Source organism: Dyella sp. OK584, assembly GCF_057787755.1.
This window is the reverse complement of record NZ_CM173542.1, coordinates 3,836,519-3,857,641: the sequence shown is the minus strand read 5'-3', so window position 1 is coordinate 3,857,641 and position 21,123 is coordinate 3,836,519. Positions and strand designations below refer to the sequence as shown.

Here is a 21,123-nt window from a genome sequence, read left to right as displayed (position 1 = left end):
GCAGCCAAAGCGGCTGCGATAACCAGCTTCCCTAGGTTCATGTCTTCCCCTTGATGAGTGATATGCGCCCAGTAGACAGGTCCCCTCCGTACCGGTCGCGGGTGGATTCTCACCAGGGCGACGAGAGCCGGACAATCAGCCAAATGGTGAAGGGGTGAGTTTTTGAGACGTGCTGCGCGCTTTGGATGGCCGGGCGGCTTCGGCCAGTGCCCGGGCGGCAGCGGCTATACTGTGCGACCCCTCGACGTCTATGTGCCCGCCGTGACCCACGAACTCGCCTCCATCATCGATTTCATCCGCTACGGCGCCAGCCGCTTCTCAGCGGCCGGGCTCACCTTTGGGCACAGTCACGACAATCCGATCGACGAGGCTACCCATCTGGTATTGGCTAGCCTGCATCTACCGCCGGACATTCCGCCGGCCTACGGCGCGGGCAAGCTCACTACCGAGGAGCGCGAGCGCGTGCTGGCGTTGATCGAGCGTCGTGTCAAAGAGCGCCTGCCGGTGGCTTATCTCGTGGGCGAAACCTGGTTCGCAGGCCTGAAGTTCAAGAGCGATCGCCGCGCTCTCGTGCCGCGCTCACCGATCGCCGAACTGATCGAATCGGGGTTCACACCTTGGCTGGACCATCGCCAGGTGGAGCGCGCACTGGATCTTTGCACCGGCTCGGGCTGCATCGGCATCGCCATGGCCGAGTACAACCCCGAGTGGCAGGTCGACATCGTCGACATCAGCGACGATGCACTGTCGCTGGCCCGCGAGAACATCGTCTTCCAGCATGTGGAAGGCCGTGTTGAAGCGATCAAATCCGACCTGTTCAATGGGTTGAAGGGCCGTCGCTACGACCTGATCGTGTCCAACCCGCCCTACGTCACCGAAGACGAGTACGCAGCGCTGCCGGGCGAATACAGCCACGAGCCCAAGCTCGGCCTGACTTCGGGCGAGGATGGCCTGGACATCTGCGTGCGCATGCTCAACGAGGCAGCGGACTACCTCGCCGAGGAAGGTCTGTTGATCGTGGAAGTGGGCGAAAGCGAGCACGCGCTGGCGGCTTTGCTGCCGGAAGTGCCGTTTGTGTGGATCGAGTTCAAGGTGGGCGCGATGGGTGTGTTTGCGCTGGAACGTCGTGATCTGATCGAACACGCCGACGCCATTCGCGCAGCGGCAGCGGCTCGCCAGGGCCGCTGATTCGCCGATGGAGCTTGAGACGCAGCGCCTTCGGCTCGATGCACTACAAGCCCGCGACGCCGAAGCTTTGCTCCGCTATCGCGCCGATCCCGAGGTTTCACGCTATCAGGGTTGGCGGCCGGGCAGCCTGGCTGACGCTCAGCAATTCATTCGTGATCAGTCGGCAATGTTCGAGCCTGTAGTGGGGCGCTGGTTCCAGCGTGCCATCCGCCGACGCGACGACGCCTTGCTGATCGGCGACATCGGCTTCTGTCTGTCGGAAGATGGCCAGGCCGAATTCGGCATTACTCTGGCACCGGCACAGCAGGGCAACGGCTATGCCCGAGAGGCGCTGAGGGCAGTGCTGGACATGTTGTTTGGCGCGCAGAACATCCATCGTGTGCATGCTTCAGTCGATCCGCGCAACTTGCCCTGCGTGGCGCTGCTGGGGGCGCTGGGGCTGCGCCAGGAAGCCCATTTCCGCGAAAGCCTGCGGTTTCGGGGCGAGTGGGTAGATGATCTGGTGTTTGCCATGCTCGCTCGGGATTGGCGCGAAATTCCCCATGAAGACGCAGCGACGGCTGCATCGCGTTAAGCTGTGAGGGTTCCTCGCAGACGACCCGAGCCTCGTGTCCAGCAATTCCTTCGGCAAACTCTTCACTGTCACCACCTTCGGCGAAAGCCACGGTCCCGCGATCGGCTGCGTGATCGACGGTTGCCCGCCGGGGCTGTCCATCGCGGTGGAAGAGTTCCGTGCCGACCTGGATCGCCGTGCCACCGGCAAGAGCCGCCATACCTCGCAGCGTCGCGAGGCGGATGAGGTGGAGATCCTCTCGGGAGTCTACGAGGGACAAACCACCGGTACGCCCATTGCGCTGTTGATCCGTAACACCGACCAGCGCAGCAAGGACTACGGCGACATCGCCCAGACCTTCCGGCCTGGTCACGCGGATTACACCTACTGGCAGAAATACGGCATCCGCGATCCGCGTGGTGGCGGGCGTGCTTCGGCTCGCGAAACCACCATGCGCGTGGCCGCTGGCGTAATCGCCAAGAAATGGCTGGCCCTGCGCTACGGTGTGCGTGTGCGCGGTTATATGGCGCAAATCGGCGAGATTACGCCCGGTTCGTTCGACTGGGACGAGGTCGGGCAGAACCCGTTCTTCTGGCCCGATGCCCATGAGGTTTCGGTGCTGGAGTCGTACATGGACGCCCTGCGCAAGTCTGGCGACTCGGTGGGCGCGCGTATCAACGTGGTGGCCGAAGGCGTGCCGCCAGGTTGGGGCGAGCCGATCTACGGCAAGATGGATGGCGACCTCGCGGCGGCGCTGATGTCGATCAATGCGGTGAAAGGCGTGGAAATCGGCGACGGTTTCGAAGTGGTCACGCAGCACGGCAGCCAGCATCGTGACGAGATCACGATGGACGGCTTTACGTCCAATCATGCCGGCGGCATTCTTGGTGGCATCAGCACTGGTCAGGCCATCGTGGCCTCGATGGCGCTCAAGCCCACCTCCAGCATCCTCATCCCGGGACGTAGCGTGAACCTGGCCGGCGAGTCGGTCGAGGTGATCACCAAGGGGCGTCACGACCCTTGCGTGGGCATCCGGGCTACGCCGATTGCAGAAGCCATGGTGGCGCTGGTGCTGATGGATCACGCGCTGCGTCACCGCGCGCAATGCGGCGACGTGGGCGAGGTGAGTCCCCGCATTCCCTAGTTTTTCCGGCGAGTCGATTGCGCCGATTGAGAAGACAGACCTACAAGCTGATGACCGTCAAACCGAAAGTCTGGGTATCGCGCCCCCTGTTTCCCGATGTGCTGGCGCGGCTGGCCGAATACTTCGATGTGCAGGCCGAGGCGGTGGAACGACCGCGCAGCGCCGCCGAGCTGAAAGAGAAGCTCGCTGGGGTGGATGCTGCAGTGGTTGGGCTGTCCGATCGCGTCGATGCCACGGTGCTGGATGGCAACCGGCGTCTGCGAGCGGTGGCCAATCTGGGTGTCGGCTTCAACAATCTCGATCTCGACGCGCTCACCCGTGCCGGTGTGGTGGCCAGCAATACGCCCGACGTGCTGACCGAAAGCGTGGCCGACTTTGCCTGGGCGCTGATGCTGGCGGCCGCTCGGCGGGTCGGTGTGGCGGAACGGTGGTTGCGGGCAGGGCACTGGCCAGGCAGCAACATGCGTTTCGACGATTGGCTGGGCCTGGATCTGCACGGCCGCACGCTGGGCATCCTTGGCATGGGGCGCATCGGCCAGGCCATTGCGCGCCGGGCCATGGGTTTCGACATGCAGGTGATCTATCACAATCGTTCGCGGTTGCCGGAACTGGTTGAACGTGAATGTCGCGCCACCCTGGTGACCAAGCCCGAATTGCTGCGCCGGGCCGACTTTCTGGTGCTGGTGCTGCCGTTCACAGCGGAGAGCCGCCATGCCATTGGTGCGGCCGAACTGGCGCAGATGAAGGCGTCGTCGCTGCTGGTGAACGTTGCACGCGGCGGTATCGTGGACGACGCGGCGCTGGCCGCAGCGCTGCGCGATGGGAAGCTGGCGGCGGCCGGGCTCGACGTGTTCGAGGACGAGCCGGCCGTGCATCCGGACCTGCTGGTGTTGGACAATGTGGTGCTTTGCCCGCATATCGCCAGCGCCAGCGAAGATACGCGCCGTGCCATGGCCAACCTGGCGGTGGACAATGTAATTGCGGCGCTTGGCTACGGCGAGGCGGCGGGAAAACCGCCGACGCCACTTAATCCAGCGGTATTGAATCGCTGGGCGGCATCCAAAGCGTGATGATTTTCACGCCCCCGCGTGCCGCAGGTTGTATTGCGCGCCGCCCCGGCTAGATTTCCGATGATGCGGAGATCGGCGCCATCGGACGGTTTTCCGATTCCTCCTACTTGATACCGGAACATGAGCAAGAAGAGCAGCTACAAGGTGGCAATGGTTGGCGCGACAGGCGCCGTGGGTGAAACTCTGCTGGCCATTCTGGCCGAGCGCGACTTTCCAGTCAGTGAGCTGGTGCCGCTGGCCAGCGAGCGTTCGGCGGGCGAGAAAATCACCTTCGGCGGCAAACAGGTCACCGTGAGGAACCTCGCTGACTACGACTTCGATGGCGTGGACATTGCATTCTTCTCGGCCGGCGGCTCGGTGAGCCGCGAGCATGCTCCGCGTGCGGCAGCAGCCGGCGCGGTGGTGATCGACAACACCTCCGAGTTCCGCTACCAGGACGACATCCCGCTGGTGATAAGCGAAGTGAACCCGCATGCCATCGCCGAGTACACCACGCGCGGCATCATCGCCAACCCCAACTGCTCGACCATGCAGATGCTGGTGGCGCTGGCGCCGATCCATCGCGAAGCAGGCATCGAGCGCATCAATGTGGCCACCTACCAGTCAGTCTCCGGCGCGGGCCGCAGCGGCATGGAAGAGCTGGGCCAGCAGACCGCCGCGATGCTCAGCTTCCAGGACGTCGAGGCCAAGAAATTCCCCAAGCAGATCGCCTTCAACGTCATCCCGCACATCGACGACTTCCAGCCCAACGGCTACACCAAGGAAGAGATGAAGATGGTGTGGGAGACGCGCAAGATCCTGGAAGACGACACCATCCAGGTGAATCCCACCGCCGTGCGCGTGCCGGTGTTCTACGGTCATGCCGAGGCCGTGCATGTGGAAACGCGCGACAAGATCACCGCTGAACAGGCGCGCGAATTGCTGGAACGGGCCGAGGGCGTTGTCGTGATGGACGAGCGCAAGGCCGGCGGTTATCCCACGCCGGTGGGCGACGCTGCGGGCAAGGATCCGGTGTTCGTCGGCCGCATCCGTGAGGATATCTCGCACGAGCGCGGCCTGGACCTGTGGATCGTTGCCGACAACATCCGCAAAGGCGCGGCACTCAATGCGGTGCAGATTGCCGAGTTGCTCATCGAGGATTACCTGTAATGAAAGTCATGCTGTCCGGGTTGTTGTGGTGCCTGCTGGTGCTCGCCGCGCCGGCCCGGGCGGCGGTACAGGCTCAGCCCTCGTCGTCCCAGGGTGGCGAGCAGAAGCAGGTGAGCCAGGCGATCGCGAAGCAACAGGTGACGGTCAAGCAATTGCAGGGAGACCTTGACCACGAGGAATCCCGCTCCCGCCAGGCCGATGCGAAGCTGAAAGAGCAGGATCAGGCCATCGCCGCCCTGCAAAAGCAGATCGAGGCGCTCAAGACGCCGCCGCGGGGCGTAGGACGCTAGATAAGCGACGGTTATCTAGCGCCACACGGCGAGAACAAGTTGTAGCAAGATGTTGTAAACACTGGTCGGCGCTATTGTTGATTGGCTTGTACCTAACTAAAGTGACCCCTCGTTGCGGGTACCGCCGCCTTGCGGTGGGCCGATAAGAAACGTCACGGGGTCGTTCGGGGGAATACACGATGAATCGTTCGTTGAAGCTGTCGATACTGCTGGCGCTTGCCATGGGCAGTGGTCAGGCAGCAGCACTGGAGCTGGGCCAGATCCAGGTTAAGTCGGCCTTGGGCCAACCGCTGCTGGCCGAGATCCCGGTAAACCCCGAAAGCCCGGCCGAGCTGCAGAACCTGACAGCGCGACTGGCCTCCGCCGAGGATGCTGCCCAGGCTGGCATCGCGGCGGGTCCCACGATTCCGCTGCAGTTCGCCGTCGTCGAAGGCGCTAACGGCAAGAAAGTCATCCGTATCACCAGCACGGCGCCGGTGAACGACCCCTATCTCGACCTGTTGGTCGAGGTGAACAACGCAGCAGGCAAGAACCTGCGCGAGTTCACCATTCTGCTGGACCCGCCCAACAGCGTGGCCAGCGTACCCGCCACGCATGCACCGACCCAATCTGCGGCCAAGCCGTCCCGCCGTGCCGCAGCCTCCGCCAGCCCGGCGACCGCGAGCACCAGCCAGGCACCGGCGCCCGCGCCCGCGCCAGCTCCCGCCGAGGCCAAACCCGCCAAGCCCGCTCCGGCGCCCCGCGCAGTGGCGAGCGGCAGCCTCGCGCCGGTCGAACGTGGCCAGACCCTTTCGGCCATCGCGCATGAAACCGCGCCCGATGGTGTTGACATCAACCAGATGCTGGTTGCCCTCAAGCAGGCCAATCCGGACGCCTTCTACCGCGACAACATCAATGCGCTGAAGACCGGCGCCGTGTTGCGCGTCCCCGGCCGCGAGGACGCCCAGGCGATGACCGTCGCCGCTGCGGCGGCCGAAGTGCTCCGTCAGAACAGCGACTGGCGCTCCGGCGCCGCGCGCACCCCGACCACGGTGGCTGACGCCGGCACGCGCGCCAATGCGTCGTCCGCACCCACAGCCGCGGCGCCTACCGGTGATCACCTGGCATTGGTGCCCGCTAAGGAAGGCAGCGATAACGCCGCGGGTCACGGCGGCAAGGGCGACAAGTCGGAGAAGGGCATGGTTGCCCTCCATCAGGACCTGCTCCGCAGTCAGGAAGCGCTCACCACCCTGCAGCAGCAGGGCGGCGAGCTGAAAGCCCGCCTGAAGGACCTGGAAGACATCAACAATAAGAACGAGCGCTTGTTGTCGCTCAAGGACAACGAGATTGCCGAACTGCAGCGCAAGTTGGCAGAGGCGCGCAAGGCCGCTGGCCAGCCCGCCACTGCGGCGAGTGCTCCAGTCAACGCGATGGCTGCCAAGCCGGTAGAGGCCAAGCCTGCGGAAGCCAAGCCCTCCGCCGAGGAAACGGTAGTCAAGGCCAATACCCCGGTGACGACACCCGCTTCGGCCGCCAGCGCACCCGCGTCGTCGGCATCGGCGGCGACTGCGAACGCCAGTGCGCTCGCCCATGCCACCACGGCCGCCGCCACTCCTGCGCCGGCCAAGCCTGCCGCCAAGTCGGCAATGACCAAGCCGGCGCCGGTAGTCGAGGAAGAGCCCTGGTACATGCAGACCTGGGCATGGACCTCGGGTGCGGGTGCGGCGGTGCTGTTGCTGCTGCTTGCCCTGCGCAGCCGTAGCCGCAAGCCCGCCGCAGGTGCTACCGCTGGCGCCTCGTCCCTGGCTGATCGCTTCGGTACGGTGACGCCCGCTGGCGGTGACAGTGCCGATCCCGATCAGGACGAACTACTCGACCAGCTGGCCGAGCACCCGGATGACGTCGGCTTGCATCTGGAGCTGGTGAGCCTCTACTACAGCCGCCGCGACGTCGATCATTTCGAAGCTGCGGCCGAGGCGATGCACGCCCACATCGGCGACCCGCAGCAACCGGAGTGGCAGGACGTGATGCACATGGGCGAGGACCTCGTTCCGGAGCATCCGCTGTTCTCCCACGGTGTTCTGCCGCGCAGCGGGGACGAGCACGATGCGCTGGATCACTTCGACCTGGATCGCTATGCCGGTGGCCAGGAAGATCCGGATATGCCGCCGATCCCGCATTCGCCGTCGCATCCCAACAAGGTCAGCGAATACCACTTTGATTTCGACCTGACGCCGCGTCCGGCTCATGCGCCTGCTCCGGCGACTGCCACGGCCGAGCATGAGGTCGGGGAGAAGCTGGAAACCCGCGCTTCGACCTGGGAATTCGCCGAGCCTGTCGCGGATATGCCGGTCGACGAGCTGGAGCACGAAGCAGGCCAGTTCAACGACGACCCGGTGGACACCAAGCTCGATCTGGCACGCGCCTACCTGGACATGGGCGACCCGGATGGTGCACAGGCGATGCTTGAGGAAGTCATGCACGAAGGAACGCAGATGCAGAAGGACGTGGCCAAGCGTTTGCTCGACAGCATTCACTGATTCACGGTTTCCCACGCGTCAAACCCGCTCGGGCCGGCCTTCGCCGGCCCGAGTTCGTTTGGGGCCTGTTACCCTTTGCGCTCCTGTTTGCGGCGTTTGTTTCTTCATGCGACTTGCCCTTGGTATCGAATACGACGGCACTGAATTCTCCGGCTGGCAGCGGCTGAGTCACGGCGAGACCGTGCAGGGTGCGCTGGAGCGGGCGCTGTCGTTCGTTGCCGCGCATCCCGTGGAAGTGACCTGTGCCGGGCGCACCGATGCGGGCGTGCACGGGCGTTGCCAGGTGGTGCATTTCGATACCGAGGTGCAGCGCGACATGCGTGGCTGGGTGCTCGGTTCGTGCTCCAACCTGCCGGGCAGCGTGGCGGTGTTGTGGGCGCAGCCGGTGGATGCGGCGTTCCATGCGCGCTTTTCCGCACGCAGCCGGCGCTATCGCTATCGGATCCTCAACCGGCCCGTGCGCGCTGCGCTGGAGGCTCGCTACGTGACGTGGGAGCGCCTGCCGCTCGATGCGGCAGGCATGCATGAGGCTGCACAGGTCCTGGTTGGCGAGCACGACTTCAGCGCGTTTCGCGCGATTTCCTGCCAGGCCGCGCATGCGCGCCGTGTAGTGCTGGCAGTGAGCGTGCGCCGCGAGAATGAGCAGGTCATCATCGAGATCGAGGCGAATGCGTTCCTGCATCACATGGTGCGCAACATCGTGGGTTCGCTATTACCCATCGGGCGAGGCGAGCAGCCAGTGGCGTGGATGGGCGAACTGTTGGCCGGCCGTAACCGCGAGGTGGCTGGCCCCACGGCGCTGGCTTCTGGCCTGACTTTTCTCGGACCTCGCTATGAGGCGCAATGGGGATTGCCTGCGGAGGTGAGCCAATGACCCGCATCAAGTGCTGCGGCATGACACGTGCCGAGGATGCCTTGCTCGCCGCACAACTTGGTGCCGATGCCATCGGCATGGTCTTCACCGCGCGTAGCAAGCGGCGCGTGACGATCGAGCAGGCACAGGCCATTGTGCGGGTGCTGCCGCCCTTCGTGACTACCGTGGCGCTGTTCATGGATGACGATGCGTTGCTGGTCCAGGACGTGATCGACGCCGTACGGCCCGACCTGCTGCAATTCCATGGCGAAGAACGCGATGCCTGGTGCGCCCAATTCGGGCAGCGTTATCTGAAAGCGATCGCGATGGGGCAGGGGGCGGCTGCGTTGCCGAAGTTGCGCGATTATCCGGGCGCTTCCGGGCTGCTGCTCGATGGTCACGGTCTGGGTGAGGCGGGTGGCAATGGCAAGATGTTCGACTGGTCGCTGATGCCGGGCGACCTGGTGCAACCCCTGATCCTTGCCGGTGGCCTGACGTCCGCCAATGTCAGTGAAGCCATCCGCGTGGCGCGACCCTGGGCGGTGGATGTAGCCAGCGGCGTCGAGTCGGCGCCGGGCATCAAGGATCCGCGCAAGCTATCGGAATTCATCCAGGCAGTGCGCGACGCTGGTTAGGCCTTTTCGTAGCAGCGTGCGCTGCTAGCATGGCCTGTCGCCCGCTTTTCGCCACAGGTTTCGCATGCCCGTTCCGATGGAAGAATTTCAGTACGACGGCCAGCCCGATGCGCTGGGCGAGATAGTTCGTTCCGAGCGTCCGCTGGTTCTTCGAGGGTTGGTAAGGCACTGGCCGTTGGTTGCGGCGGCACGGGAATCCGATCAGGCATTCGCGTCTCGTCTTGCCTCGCTCGACAATGGAACGCCCGTCGATGCGTTGCTGATGCCGCCCGAGGAAGAGGGCGTGATCGGCTACCGAGGCGAAGCCGAAGCATTCAACTTCAGTCATCACAAGGTATCCGTCACCCAAGCGCTGCAGCGGTTGCTGCGGACTGCCCAACAGGATCCTGCGCCGGGCATTGCGCTTCAGAGCGCAGCCATTGCCAGTTGCCTGCCAGGCTTGCTGGACGATCACGCACTTTCGTTGCTCGACCCGGAAATCAAACCGCGCCTGTGGATTGGCAATCAGGTCACCACGCCGGCGCATTTTGACGAGTACCACAACATTGCCTGCGTGGTGTGCGGCACGCGGCGTTTCACGCTTTTCGCGCCCGAGCAGGTGCGCAACCTTTATGTTGGTCCTCTGGATTTCGCGCCGACCGGCGCGGCCATCAGCATGGCCAGGCTCGATCGGCTGGATGACCCGCGCTTTCCGCGCCTGAAGTCTGCGCTGGCCGAGGCGCAGGTGGCTGATCTTGCACCCGGCGATGCGATCTACATCCCGCCCATGTGGTGGCACCACGTGGCCTCGCTAGGCAAGCTCAATGCACTGGTGAACTACTGGTGGAAGAGCGGGCAAGGTACGGGGCTGGTACCGAACACGCGATTGGGCGGGCTGCTGCACTGCATTCTGCTTTTCAAGGCGTTGCCGCCAGCCGAGCGTGCGGCGTGGCGTGAACTGCTCGATCACTATGTGTTCGGCGATGAGGATCCTGCCGCACATATTCCCGAAGAACGACGAGGTTGGTTAGGCGAGTTGGATGCGGAGCAATCGGCGAAGTTGCTGGAGCGCATTCGGCGCTATCTCTAAGCCATTCACCCCAACCCTCTCTCCGGAGAGGAGAGGGAGCCAAACTCCGCCTTCAGCCAGGCGGCCAGCGGCGCGGTGCGGCCGGCAGCGGCACGTACGGGTGTCGCCAGCACCCATAGCGCTGCGGTGTCCTGAAATCCCCACGGCGCGACAAGGCGTCCCGAGGCGAGATCGTTGGCCACGAGCTGCTCCGGTGCGATGGCGATGCCGCGACCGGCAACCGTTGCTTCGATCAGGTGATACAGGTGCGGGTAGCCCTGTCCCAGGCGCAGCTTGTCCGTCGCCAGTCCTGTGCTGTCGGCCCAGCTGGCCCAGGCTTGTGGACGCGACAACGTATGCAGCAACGGTTGCTCCAGCAGAGTCTCGGGTCGCTTGCGGGCCAGCGCATGCGCTTTCGCGAACGACGGACTCACTACAGGACCCACACGTTCGCGTGCCAGCGGCCGCACCTGCCAGCCCGCCGGCCACGGCGGCTCGCCCGCAAGCACGGCGGCATCGAGACCGCTGAGCGCGTCGTCAAATGGCGTTTCCTGTGGACGTAGGTGCAACGACAGTTCGGGCAGCTCAGCCATCAGCCGTTCCAGTCGCGGAATCATCCAGCGCGCGAGCAGGCTCACCGGGCAGCCGAGCACGAAAGGTGCCTGGGCACCGTCCTGCCTCAGCTCGTCCCAGGTCTCGCGCAACTGGACGAAGGCTGCCGTGCTGGTTTCGCGCAGGCGCTGGCCGGCGGGGGTGAGTGCGAGTCCGCGTCCCTGGCGCTGGAACAAGACGGCTCCCAGCTCCTCCTCCAGTGAGCGAATGTGTCGACTCACGGCGCCGTGGGTGACGTGCAGTTCTGTTGCTGCCTGGCTCACACTACCCAGTCGGGCCGCGGCCTCGAAGGCATGCAGGGCATTGAGCGAAGGCAGTGGACGAGCCATGGGATATGTGAGTTTTACTGACAGGTTAGGGCGATCATATCGCTTTTGGCGACCCGGCCTTTGGGGTACGGTGGCAAGCCCATGGCGGACCCGTTCCGCTGTCGCTTCGCGAGTCGATCCATGAGCAAAATCACCGATTTCAGTGCCTACCCCGACGAACACGGGCGCTTCGGCAACTACGGCGGCAGCTACGTTGCCGAAACCCTGATGGCGCCGCTGGCCGAACTGACCGAGGCCTACCTGCGCCTGCGCGAGGACCCCGAGTTCCTGGCCGAGCTTGACCATGACCTCAAGTACTACGTTGGCCGCCCGAGCCCGGTGTACTACGCCGAGCGGCTGTCGCAGCACGTGGGTGGTGCGCGCATCCTGCTCAAGCGCGAGGACCTGAACCACACCGGCGCGCACAAGATCAACAACACCATCGGCCAGGCGCTGGTGGCCAAGCGCATGGGCAAGCCGCGCATCATCGCCGAAACCGGCGCGGGCCAGCATGGCGTGGCCAGTGCCACGGTGGCGGCGCGCTTCGGGCTCAAGTGCGTGGTGTACATGGGCGCGGTGGACATCGAGCGGCAGAAGATCAACGTCTACCGCATGAAGCTGTTGGGCGCTGAGGTGGTGCCGGTGACGTCCGGCTCGAAGACGTTGAAGGACGCGCTCAACGAAGCGATGCGCGATTGGGTCACCAACGTGGCGGACACCTTCTACATCATCGGCACGGTGGCCGGGCCGCATCCCTATCCGTTGATGGTGCGCGACTTCAACGCCATCGTCGGGCGCGAGGCGCGCGAGCAGGTACTGGAACAGTTTGGCCGCCTGCCAGATGTGCTTACCGCCTGCGTCGGTGGCGGATCCAACGCCATTGGACTGTTCCATGCGTTCCTCAACGATCCGGGCGTTCGCATCGTCGGAGCCGAAGCGGCCGGCGAGGGCATTGCGACGGGACATCACGCTGCGTCGCTGGCAGCGGGTCGCCCTGGCGTGCTGCACGGCAACCGCACTTACGTGTTGTGTGACGACAACGGCCAGATCACCGAGACGCACTCGGTGTCGGCGGGCCTGGACTATCCGGGCGTAGGCCCGGAGCACGCGTTCCTCAAGGACGCAGGCCGCGCGGAGTATGTCGGCATCACCGACGACGAAGCGCTGGAGGCATTCCATCTGCTGGCGCGCACTGAGGGCATTCTTGCCGCACTCGAATCCAGCCATGCCGTGGCGCAGGCGATCAAGCTGGCGCGCGAATATCCGAAGGACGGCATCGTGCTGTGCAACCTCTCCGGTCGCGGTGACAAGGACGTGCATACCATCGCCGCTCGCGAAGGAGTGCAGGTATGAGCCGCATCGACCGTCGTTTCGCCCAACTCAAGGCCACCGGACGCACGGGACTGATTCCGTTCGTTACTGCCGGCGATCCTTCGCCTGAACATGCGGTGGCGTTGATGCACGCGCTAGTCGATGCCGGCGCCGACGTGATCGAACTGGGCGTGCCGTTTTCCGACCCGATGGCGGATGGCCCGGTGATCCAGCACGCGAGCGAGCGTGCGATCGAGAAGGGCGTGGGGCTGACGGACGTGCTGCGCTGGGTGGCCCAATTCCGTCAACGCGATGCGGACACGCCGATCGTGTTGATGGGTTACCTCAATCCCATCGAGATTCACGGTTACGCCCGCTTCGCCGCCGAGGCTGTGGATGCCGGCGTCGATGGGGTGCTGGTCGTTGATTGCCCACTGGAAGAGTCGACCGTGTTGCAGCCGCTGCGGGATGCCGGCCTGCAACAAATCCTGCTGGCAGCACCGACTACCGCACCCGCGCGTATGGTGCAGTTGTGCGGGTCGGCCCGGGGTTTCCTGTACTATGTCTCGTTCGCCGGCATCACGGGCGCGGCACGATTGAGCACGGGCGACATCGCCGCTCGCGTGGCTGACATCCGGTCGAAATCGAAGGCGCCGGTCGCCGTGGGTTTTGGCGTGCGCGACGCGCAGTCGGCCAAGGCAATCGCTGGTTTCGCGGATGCGGTGGTGATCGGCAGCGCGCTGGTGGAGCGCCTGGCTGGTGCGGACGACGTCGATGACGTCACTGCGCGGGCGAAGGAGTTCCTGGCGCCGATCCGCGCCGCGCTGGATGCGCATTGAAGACACGCTGCGTCTGACGCGGCGTCGCGTCATGAACGTTTGAGGTGTTGCGATGAACTGGCTCCAGAAAATCATGACTCCGCGTGCTCGCACCGAAGCCACCGGTACTGCCGGCAAGGGCAAGGTGCCTGAAGGCGTGTGGGAGAAGTGCGGCGGTTGCGGCACGGTGCTGTATCGGCCGGAATTGGAGCGCAATCTGATGGTCTGCCCCAAGTGTGGCCACCACCACACCATCGATGCGCGTGCGCGCCTGGATTCATTCCTTGATCCGGGTTCGATGCAGGAGTTGTGGGCCAGCATGGAGCCGAGCGATCCGCTCAAGTTCCGTGACTCCAAGAAGTACCGCGATCGCATCATTGCCGCGCAGAAGTCCACCGGCGAGAAGGACGCGCTGATCGCCATGAGCGGCCGCCTCAAGGGCCGTCCGCTGATGGCTGTGGCGTTCGAGTTCTCCTACATGGGCGGCTCGATGGGCTCAGTGGTGGGTGAGAAGTTCACCCGCGCCGCCGAGCGTGCTCTGGCCGACCGCAGCGCTCTGGTGTGCTTCTCCGCCACGGGCGGGGCACGCATGCAGGAATCGCTGTTCTCGCTGATGCAGATGGCCAAGACCTCTGCCGCGCTGGCGCGCATGCGCGATGCCGGCGTGCCGTACATCAGCGTGCTGACGCACCCGACCACCGGCGGTGTGTCGGCAAGCTTGGGCATGCTGGGTGACATCAACGTCGGCGAGCCGAAGGCGCTGATCGGTTTTGCGGGCCCGCGCGTGATCGAGCAGACCGTGCGCGAGACGTTGCCGGAAGGTTTCCAGCGCTCGGAGTTCCTGGTCGAGCATGGTGCCATCGATCTGATCGTCGACCGCCGCGAAATGCGCGACAAGCTGGCCGACCTGATGGGCATCATGATGAAGGCGCCGCGCGTGGCTTGATGGTCACCGTTGAGTTTGATCGAAAAAACAGCGCCCTCGGGGCGCTGTTTTTTTTGTGTGCGAAGTTTTCCACAGCCATTGTGGATGTATGCGGGAGAAGCTTGTGGATAGGTGGCCTATCTGCTTGAACGCAAAGAGTTCGCGACGCCTTGATGCGGAAATGCACAGCGGAGCAACGAGGGCGAGCTGCACAACGCTCATGTTTTCCACAGCGAATGTGGATGCGCGATCTGAAAGCCTGTGGAAAAGCCGCTTTTGCCCCTTTGCCAACAAGCACTTGGTACACCGTGGCGATGAATTGATCAGCGCCGTCGCGGTTTTCCACAGCAGCTGTGGATGTCGTGCGAACAAAGCTGTGGATAAGCACTGCAACTGCTTGCTGTGCAAGGTGATCAGCACACTATGGCGAGAAAATAGGCAGAAGTCATAAGGGCGCTTCGCATCGTGTTTTCCACAGCAGTTGTGGACGCATGCGGGAAAAGCTTGTGGATAGGTGACCTATCTATCTGAGTGCAAAGCGATCACGACGTGTTGGCGCGTAAATGTGCAACAGCGGGACTCGTGCATTCAGTGCGCGACCGGGCGCGTTATGCCACCAGCGCGCGCAACGGCAGCAACCACAACGACAGCACGCCCAGCACACTGCCAATCGCCGTGGCGGCGATCACGTCGCTGGGATAGTGCAGGCCGAGAATCACGCGCGATGCGCCCACCAGCGAGGTGAAGGTCAGCAGCAGTGGTGCCAGCAGCGGATACCAGGCCAGTGCCACCACGGTGAAGCTCACTGCTTGCAAGGTGTGTCCGGAGGGGAAACTGAATTCATCCAGCGGCGGCACGTGCGCGATGACGCCCGGGCAGGCGCGGAACGGGCGCGGTCGACGTGTCCAGCGCTTGAGCAGGCGATAGAGGAACAGAGCGGTAAGTCCGGTCACGGCCATCTGCGCTGCCGCAAGCAGGCCGCGGCGTCCGTCGATGAGCGCCAGCGCAAGCATCAGCGAGTACCAGAACACACCATCGCCGAGCCGGCTGATGATGCCGAAGAACACCCCGACGGCACGTCGTGTGCCCCAGCGGTTGGCCGCCACGCACATGCGGCGGTCGATGGCGAACCTCGGGCCCGCTGGTAGCTCAGGCGTGTGCAGCGGCGGAATGGTGCTCATGCACGTTCTCCTTGGCCAGTTCACGCAACAGGTTCTCGAATTCCCGGATCACGGCGTCTGGCGAGAGATGGGAGATGCTGGCGTGCGCGGCGCGGCCCATGTGGCGTATCAGGCTGGCGTTGCTCGCGAGCGTCGTGGCCGACTCGATAAAGGCCTTCTCATTGCCCACGTCGATGCGATAGCCGTTGTGACCGCTGCGCAGATGCTCACGCGCGGCGCCTTCCTCATAGGCGACCACCGGCAGGCCAGAAGCGAGCGCTTCGAGGATCACATTGCCGAATGTTTCGCTGAGGCTGGGAAACGGAAACAGGTCTGCGCTGGCGTAATGGCGGGCCAGCGTTTCGCCGCGCTGCATGCCGGCGAAGATGAAATCCGGATTGGCAGCCTGCAGGGCGGCGCGTGCCGGGCCGTCACCCACCCAGACATAGCGTGCCTTGGGCATCTGCTGCTGGATGGCGCGGAACGTGCGCACGGCCAGGTCGAGGTTTTTCTCGGGTGCGATACGTCCGACATACAACACCACCGGCGTATTGCCGTCGACGCCCCAGGTTTCGCGCAGTTCCGCACTGCGATGGCGCGGGTGGAACAACTGTGTATCGACCGCGCGCCGCAGCAGGCGCGCGGTGTCGACGCCAAGCGCCGCCAGCTCATTGGCGAGCGCATCGGTGGGCACCAGCGTGGCCGCCGCACGACGATGGAAGCGGCGGAGATAGTTGCGCACGATCGGTGTGAGAAAGCCCACGCCGTAATGATCGGCATAGGTATCGAAACGCGTGTGGAAGCCAGTGGCGGTGGGAATGCCAAGCCGCTTGGCGGTGCGCACGGCAGACCAGCCCAGTGGGCCTTCGGTGGCGACGTAAATGGCGTCGGGGCGCAATCGCTTCCAGCGCTCACGCAGTGCGCCTCCGGCGGGAAGGCCGAAGCGCAGGCCGGGGTAACGTGGCAACGATGCACCGCGCACTTGGAGAGTGACGATGCCCGGTTCGTCTTCGAAAGGTTGCAGCTGACGTGGACGAATCAGGTCTACCGTGTGCCCCTGCGACGCCAGACCGGCGGCGAGGCTGTGCACGGTCAGTGCCACGCCGTTGATTTCGGGTGGATAGGTTTCGCTGACAATGCCGATGCGCACTTGAAGATACCGTTGGCTGGCCCGGAGCAGGTTCTGCTCTGGGCGTTGCGGAGGCATGGCGTGTGTGTGACGCCTGCATGACGATGGTCACGGGCTTTTCTAGCGATCGACGCCGTCTTCTCTTTTCGCAGGTACACTGATTGGACCTGTCACCGTGGAGACACGTCGATGAAACGCATGCTGCTTGCACTCGCGCTGGCCACTATCACCGGCAGCGCTTTTGCCGCCGATGCACCTACGCTGCCGGTGACGAAGGCGCCCGCTGGTGCCGAGGTCTACATCATTTCGCCGAGGGACGGCGCCACCGTGGGTCAGGAAGTCACCGTGGTGTTCGGCCTTAAGGGTATGGGTGTAGCGCCGGCCGGTACGAAGAAGGAAGGCACCGGACATCACCACCTTCTGGTGGATGTGAAGGAGCTGCCCGTAGCCGGCCAGCCGATTCCGAAGGACGAAACGCACCTGCATTTCGGCAACGGCCAGACCGAAACCACAATCAAGCTCGCGCCAGGGCCGCACACCCTGCAGCTGGAGCTGGGTGACGAGAACCACATTCCGTTCGAGCCGGCGGTGGTGTCGAAGAAGATCACTGTCAACGTGAAGTGACAGGCGGACGCCGGTCCCGCGGGATCAGTGGCCGAAGAAGACGGAGACGCCCAGGCTGGCCATCCACTGCTGGGCGTGTCCACTGATGCGGTGGCGCACGCCCCCATCGAGTTGCACGCGTGGGTTGAGCATCCATGCCAAACCGGCGCCCGCTACGGTGCCGTTGCCCGCATCGGATTCATGCACCAGCGCCGCTTCGATATAGCCCGTCAGCGTGCCGCTCATTGCGTGGTTTTCGTTGAACGCAACCGTGGTCTGGTCGTGACCGCCGGTGCGCACATCCTCCAGATAGGCGCCGACGACGTCGGCCTTGCTCACCTGCCAGTTCAGGTCTGCGCCAAGCAGGTACTGGCGTTGGTCGCTGCGGATATTCCGGGCGCCATCGGTGAATTCCACGCTGCCGAGCAGCCCCCAGGTGAATGTGGCATCGCGCGGGCTGGGCGCGTACTTGAGCCCCAGGATGGTGTCGCCGTGGCCGTGACTCCAGTCGTCCACGCCAGCGCCGCTCTCATGTAACGCGTTGTAGGGCGAGGTGCCTAGCTGCGCTTCGAACGGTCCGCCGATGCCGAGCCGGATGAGGCTGTCGGTGGTGTATTGCGATTGCGTGATGCCTGCTTGCCGATCGCGCGTCCAGGTCGGTAGCCCCTGTTCGACGGTGATGTCGCCTGCCGCCAGCACCTGGGGCGTGAAGCCTAGGCCGGGCCGGTCATAGCCCGGGTTGTCCGCATGCGCGGGCAGGGCGGCCGTGAAGCAGGCCAACGCCATGAAAACCCGGCCCATCCGGGACGTCATGTCGACAATGGATCGGCGCATGGCGCTGTATCGGCTAAAATCGCTCACTTTCCTCAAGCCCCTGTCGAAACCTTCCCATGACCGTTCGCACCCGTTTCGCCCCCAGCCCCACCGGTTTCCTGCATATCGGCGGTGCCCGTACGGCGCTGTATTGCTGGCTGGAAGCACGCCGTCGCGGCGGTCAATTTGCGCTGCGCATAGAGGATACCGATCGCGAGCGCTCCACGGACGAAGCGGTGCAAGCGATTCTCGACGGCATGCGGTGGCTGGGGCTCGTCCATGACGAAGGCCCGATCTACCAGACCACTCGCCTGGAGCGTTACAAGCAGGTCGCCGATGAACTGCTCAGGGCGGGCAAGGCCTACTACGCCTACGAGAGCAAGGACGAGATCGAGTCCATGCGCAACGAGGCAATGGCCAAGGGCGAGAAGCCTCGTTACAACGGCTATTACCGCGACCGCAACGAACCGTATCGCGACGACCCGAACCGCGTGATCCGCTTCAAGAATCCGAGCGAAGGTTCGGTCGTGTTCGACGACAAGGTGAAGGGCCGGGTGGAGTGGAGCAACGCCGAGCTTGACGATCTGGTGATCTTCCGCTCCGACGGCTGGCCCACCTACAACTTCGCCGTGGTGGTCGATGACATCGACATGGGCATTACCGAGGTCATTCGAGGCGACGACCACGTCAACAACACGCCGCGCCAGATCAACATCTATCACGCACTCGGCGCACCGGTGCCAGAGTTCGCGCACCTGCCGATGATCCTTGGTCCCGATGGCCAGAAGCTCAGCAAGCGACACGGCGCGGTGAGCGTCATGCAATACCGCGACGACGGTTTTCTGCCGCACGCATTGCTCAATTATCTGGTGCGCCTGGGTTGGTCACATGGCGATCAGGAAATCTTCTCCGAAGAGGAGATGATTCGTCTGTTCGACATTGGCGACGTCAACAAGGCGGCGTCGCGTTTCGATGTGACCAAGCTTTCGTGGCTCAATCAGCACTACCTCAAGACCGAAGAGCCCGCGGCCATCGCGCCGGAATTCGAGTGGCATCTCGCGCAGGCAGGCATCGATTTCAGCAAGGGCCCCAAGCCCGCCGACGTGATCGTCGCGTTGCGTGATCGCGTGCAGACGCTGAAGGAAATGGCTGAGCGCGCGAAGATCTGGTACGGCCCTATCCTGGAGTGGGACGACAAGGCTGTCGCCAAACATCTGAAGAACGATTCTGCCGTAGCGGTGCTGGAAGCAGCCAAGTCGCTATTGGCCGCTACCGAGTGGACGCCCGAGGCGATCCATCAGGTGATCGAACAGGTCGCGGCCAAGCTTGAGCTGGGCATGGGCAAGATCGCCCAGCCGCTGCGTGTGGCGATGACCGGCACCCAGGTGTCGCCGTCGATCGAGCACACGATATTCCTCGCGGGTCGCGAGGAAGCGCTCAAGCGTGTCGACGACGCCATCGCGAAAGCCCAGGGCTGATCGTGGTGACCACGCGCGGTTTCCACTGATCCGGCATGGACGAGCTGCTCGCCAAAGCCACACAGGGCGTCGACCCCGATGCACCGGATGCCTTCCTGCGCATTTTCCTGAACCTGATGGGGATAGTGCCGTGGGCCGCGCTGTTCTGGTGGAGCGTGGTCTTCATCGTGGTGGGCGCCCTGATTGGCTGGTGGCGCGGGCGCACCGTCGAGGGCATCGTGTGGGCGGCTGTGCTTGGGCCAATTGGCTGGTTCGTGGTGTTGATGCGGCCACGCCCCAAGCTCAAACCCATGCCGCCTCCGCTGCCGAGGCGGCGCTGAAGAGGCGCTTGGGCGGGGGTGTATGATGGATGTCGAGGTGAACCCGTTGGCCCAGACCGTTCCGAGCAAGCCGCATGCGCATCACCACCATCACGACGACGCCCAGAGCTTCGTGCGTGCGGTGGAGCATGCCAGTGAGGAACGCGGCTTGCGCCTCACGCCGTTGCGCAAGGAAGTGCTGGAACTCGTCGCAGCCGCCGGCAAGCCGGTGAAGGCCTATGACTTGCTCGACCAGCTGCGCGAGCGCCACGGTAATGCGGCGCCGCCTACCGTGTACCGCGCGCTCGATTTTCTGCTTGAGCACGGTTTCATCCACAAACTGGAATCCATCAACGCCTTTGTCTCCTGCCATCATCCGGCGGAGGCGCATCAGGTGCCGTTTCTCATCTGCGACAACTGCTCCAGCGCGCAGGAAGTGTGCGACGAGCGCGTGGCCGAGCTGATCGAAGCCCAGGCCAAAGCCTTCGGTTTCCGCCCGCAGGCGCAGACGCTGGAAGTTCACGGGCTCTGCAAGAACTGCCGCAAGGGTTGATTCGCCAATCGCTGTCATCGTGCCGGGGGCCTATCGCGCCCGGCGCAGCCGTGCCCGCGAGACGCCGCCAGGTTCCGTTGGCGAGGCCACTGTGCATGAGTCACTTGGCCCGATGCTGACGCTGGGCGAGGGGTGGCGTTACAAAGCGTTATAATGTAACGTATACGTACCCGGTAAGGCCCGGGACTCTCGCCAGGCGCTCGGTTGAATCGATGGATTCCACGCAAGTGAACAAATCCCGCAGGTGGTTCCTCGCCGACCGCATTGGCGCGATGGCTTCGTTCCTGTGCGCCATCCACTGCGCGGCGCTGCCGTTCGTGCTCGCGCTGTTGCCGATGATTGGACTGGAATTCCTGGCCGATCATCGCTTCGAGCGGGGTTTCGTGCTGTTTGCCAGTGCGCTGGCGCTGGTCACCCTGATCAGTGCCTACCGGCATCATCGCCAGCAGCTACCGCTGTTGCTCGCTCTGCCGGGGCTTGCTCTGCTGGTTACCGGCGTGACTTTTGCCGAGAACTACTCCATTGCACTGCACAGCATGCTGGTGACTTGCGGCGGTCTGCTGGTGGCGGCGGCGCATTTCATCAACCTGCGCAAGCATCGGGCTGCCCATGCGCATTGACGGCACCGTGTGCCGTGATTGTGTAACGGACCCCTCGATTCCTAG

General features: G+C 64.1%; 22 protein-coding genes. 18 read left to right on the top strand and 4 right to left on the bottom strand.

Features of this window, described 5'->3' with window-relative positions:
* The first annotated feature begins 261 nt into the window (after window positions 1–261).
* From prmB to AC3CBN_RS17340, 10 genes are all read left to right on the top strand, one after another.
* Window positions 262–1,188, top strand: coding sequence for a 50S ribosomal protein L3 N(5)-glutamine methyltransferase (gene prmB / locus AC3CBN_RS17385; RefSeq protein WP_488636760.1), 927 nt, complete (start codon window positions 262–264; stop codon window positions 1,186–1,188).
* A gap of 7 nt (window positions 1,189–1,195) precedes the next feature.
* Window positions 1,196–1,762 (top strand): GNAT family N-acetyltransferase, encoded by a 567-nt coding sequence (locus tag AC3CBN_RS17380; protein WP_488634243.1) that lies wholly within the window; start codon window positions 1,196–1,198, stop codon window positions 1,760–1,762.
* Between the two features lie 34 nt (window positions 1,763–1,796).
* Window positions 1,797–2,885 carry a chorismate synthase gene (aroC, locus tag AC3CBN_RS17375; RefSeq protein ID WP_488634242.1) on the top strand — a complete coding sequence of 363 codons (1,089 nt, stop codon included), beginning with the start codon at window positions 1,797–1,799 and terminating at the stop codon, window positions 2,883–2,885.
* A gap of 50 nt (window positions 2,886–2,935) precedes the next feature.
* The gene (locus tag AC3CBN_RS17370; protein WP_488636759.1) at window positions 2,936–3,955 is read left to right on the top strand and encodes a 2-hydroxyacid dehydrogenase; all 1,020 of its coding nucleotides are present in this window, start codon (window positions 2,936–2,938) and stop codon (window positions 3,953–3,955) included.
* Between the two features lie 120 nt (window positions 3,956–4,075).
* Complete coding sequence (locus AC3CBN_RS17365; RefSeq protein ID WP_488634241.1) at window positions 4,076–5,104, top strand: aspartate-semialdehyde dehydrogenase; 1,029 nt, start codon at window positions 4,076–4,078, stop codon at window positions 5,102–5,104.
* On the top strand, window positions 5,104–5,394 hold the full coding sequence (locus tag AC3CBN_RS17360; protein WP_488634240.1) for a hypothetical protein: 291 nt from the start codon (window positions 5,104–5,106) through the stop codon (window positions 5,392–5,394). The genes AC3CBN_RS17365 and AC3CBN_RS17360 overlap by 1 nt, the downstream gene beginning before the upstream one ends.
* A 179-nt stretch (window positions 5,395–5,573) precedes the next feature.
* Window positions 5,574–7,913 (top strand): motility hub landmark protein FimV, encoded by a 2,340-nt coding sequence (locus AC3CBN_RS17355; RefSeq protein ID WP_488634239.1) that lies wholly within the window; start codon window positions 5,574–5,576, stop codon window positions 7,911–7,913.
* Window positions 7,914–8,019: 106 nt separating this feature from the next.
* The gene (truA, locus tag AC3CBN_RS17350; protein ID WP_488634238.1) at window positions 8,020–8,787 is read left to right on the top strand and encodes a tRNA pseudouridine(38-40) synthase TruA; all 768 of its coding nucleotides are present in this window, start codon (window positions 8,020–8,022) and stop codon (window positions 8,785–8,787) included.
* Window positions 8,784–9,401: a phosphoribosylanthranilate isomerase gene (locus AC3CBN_RS17345; protein ID WP_488634237.1), complete on the top strand. Its 618-nt coding sequence runs from the start codon at window positions 8,784–8,786 to the stop codon at window positions 9,399–9,401. Before truA ends, AC3CBN_RS17345 begins: the two co-directional genes overlap by 4 nt.
* A gap of 64 nt (window positions 9,402–9,465) precedes the next feature.
* Window positions 9,466–10,470, top strand: a complete 1,005-nt coding sequence (locus AC3CBN_RS17340; protein WP_488634236.1) for a cupin-like domain-containing protein — start codon at window positions 9,466–9,468, stop codon at window positions 10,468–10,470.
* A gap of 5 nt (window positions 10,471–10,475) precedes the next feature.
* On the opposite strand, the gene AC3CBN_RS17335 is transcribed toward AC3CBN_RS17340, so the two are convergent.
* Window positions 10,476–11,390, bottom strand: a complete 915-nt coding sequence (locus AC3CBN_RS17335; RefSeq protein WP_488634235.1) for a LysR family transcriptional regulator — start codon at window positions 11,388–11,390, stop codon at window positions 10,476–10,478.
* Window positions 11,391–11,510: 120 nt separating this feature from the next.
* On the opposite strand from AC3CBN_RS17335, the gene trpB reads away from it, so the two are divergent.
* From trpB to accD, 3 genes are read left to right on the top strand one after another with little or no spacing between them, the layout of a single operon-like run.
* Window positions 11,511–12,722, top strand: coding sequence for a tryptophan synthase subunit beta (trpB, locus tag AC3CBN_RS17330; RefSeq protein WP_488634234.1), 1,212 nt, complete (start codon window positions 11,511–11,513; stop codon window positions 12,720–12,722).
* The gene (trpA, locus tag AC3CBN_RS17325; protein ID WP_488634233.1) at window positions 12,719–13,519 is read left to right on the top strand and encodes a tryptophan synthase subunit alpha; all 801 of its coding nucleotides are present in this window, start codon (window positions 12,719–12,721) and stop codon (window positions 13,517–13,519) included. The genes trpB and trpA overlap by 4 nt, the downstream gene beginning before the upstream one ends.
* A 52-nt stretch (window positions 13,520–13,571) precedes the next feature.
* Entirely contained in the window at window positions 13,572–14,444 is an 873-nt protein-coding gene (gene accD / locus AC3CBN_RS17320) for an acetyl-CoA carboxylase, carboxyltransferase subunit beta (protein ID WP_488634232.1), read from the top strand.
* 587 nt (window positions 14,445–15,031) lie between these two features.
* Here the strand turns inward: accD and AC3CBN_RS17315 are convergent.
* Both AC3CBN_RS17315 and AC3CBN_RS17310 read right to left on the bottom strand, forming a co-directional pair.
* The gene (locus tag AC3CBN_RS17315; RefSeq protein ID WP_488634231.1) at window positions 15,032–15,604 is read right to left on the bottom strand and encodes a phosphatase PAP2 family protein; all 573 of its coding nucleotides are present in this window, start codon (window positions 15,602–15,604) and stop codon (window positions 15,032–15,034) included.
* Window positions 15,573–16,733 carry a glycosyltransferase family 4 protein gene (locus AC3CBN_RS17310; protein ID WP_488636758.1) on the bottom strand — a complete coding sequence of 387 codons (1,161 nt, stop codon included), beginning with the start codon at window positions 16,731–16,733 and terminating at the stop codon, window positions 15,573–15,575. The genes AC3CBN_RS17315 and AC3CBN_RS17310 overlap by 32 nt, the downstream gene beginning before the upstream one ends.
* A gap of 168 nt (window positions 16,734–16,901) precedes the next feature.
* On the opposite strand from AC3CBN_RS17310, the gene AC3CBN_RS17305 reads away from it, so the two are divergent.
* Window positions 16,902–17,336, top strand: coding sequence for a DUF4399 domain-containing protein (locus AC3CBN_RS17305; protein ID WP_488634230.1), 435 nt, complete (start codon window positions 16,902–16,904; stop codon window positions 17,334–17,336).
* 24 nt (window positions 17,337–17,360) lie between these two features.
* Here the strand turns inward: AC3CBN_RS17305 and AC3CBN_RS17300 are convergent, their stop codons facing one another.
* On the bottom strand, window positions 17,361–18,149 hold the full coding sequence (locus AC3CBN_RS17300; RefSeq protein WP_488634229.1) for a transporter: 789 nt from the start codon (window positions 18,147–18,149) through the stop codon (window positions 17,361–17,363).
* Between the two features lie 56 nt (window positions 18,150–18,205).
* On the opposite strand from AC3CBN_RS17300, the gene gltX reads away from it, so the two are divergent.
* The 4 genes from gltX (at window position 18,206) to AC3CBN_RS17280 (ending at window position 21,078) form a co-directional block, all read left to right on the top strand.
* Window positions 18,206–19,606 (top strand): glutamate--tRNA ligase, encoded by a 1,401-nt coding sequence (gene gltX / locus AC3CBN_RS17295; protein WP_488634228.1) that lies wholly within the window; start codon window positions 18,206–18,208, stop codon window positions 19,604–19,606.
* Window positions 19,607–19,641: 35 nt separating this feature from the next.
* A complete protein-coding gene (locus tag AC3CBN_RS17290; protein WP_488634227.1) occupies window positions 19,642–19,926 on the top strand; it encodes a hypothetical protein in 285 nt (94 codons plus the stop codon).
* Between the two features lie 22 nt (window positions 19,927–19,948).
* Window positions 19,949–20,458 (top strand): transcriptional repressor, encoded by a 510-nt coding sequence (locus AC3CBN_RS17285; protein WP_488634226.1) that lies wholly within the window; start codon window positions 19,949–19,951, stop codon window positions 20,456–20,458.
* Between the two features lie 212 nt (window positions 20,459–20,670).
* A complete protein-coding gene (locus tag AC3CBN_RS17280) occupies window positions 20,671–21,078 on the top strand; it encodes a MerC domain-containing protein (RefSeq protein ID WP_488634225.1) in 408 nt (135 codons plus the stop codon).
* The last annotated feature ends 45 nt before the right edge of the window (window positions 21,079–21,123 follow it).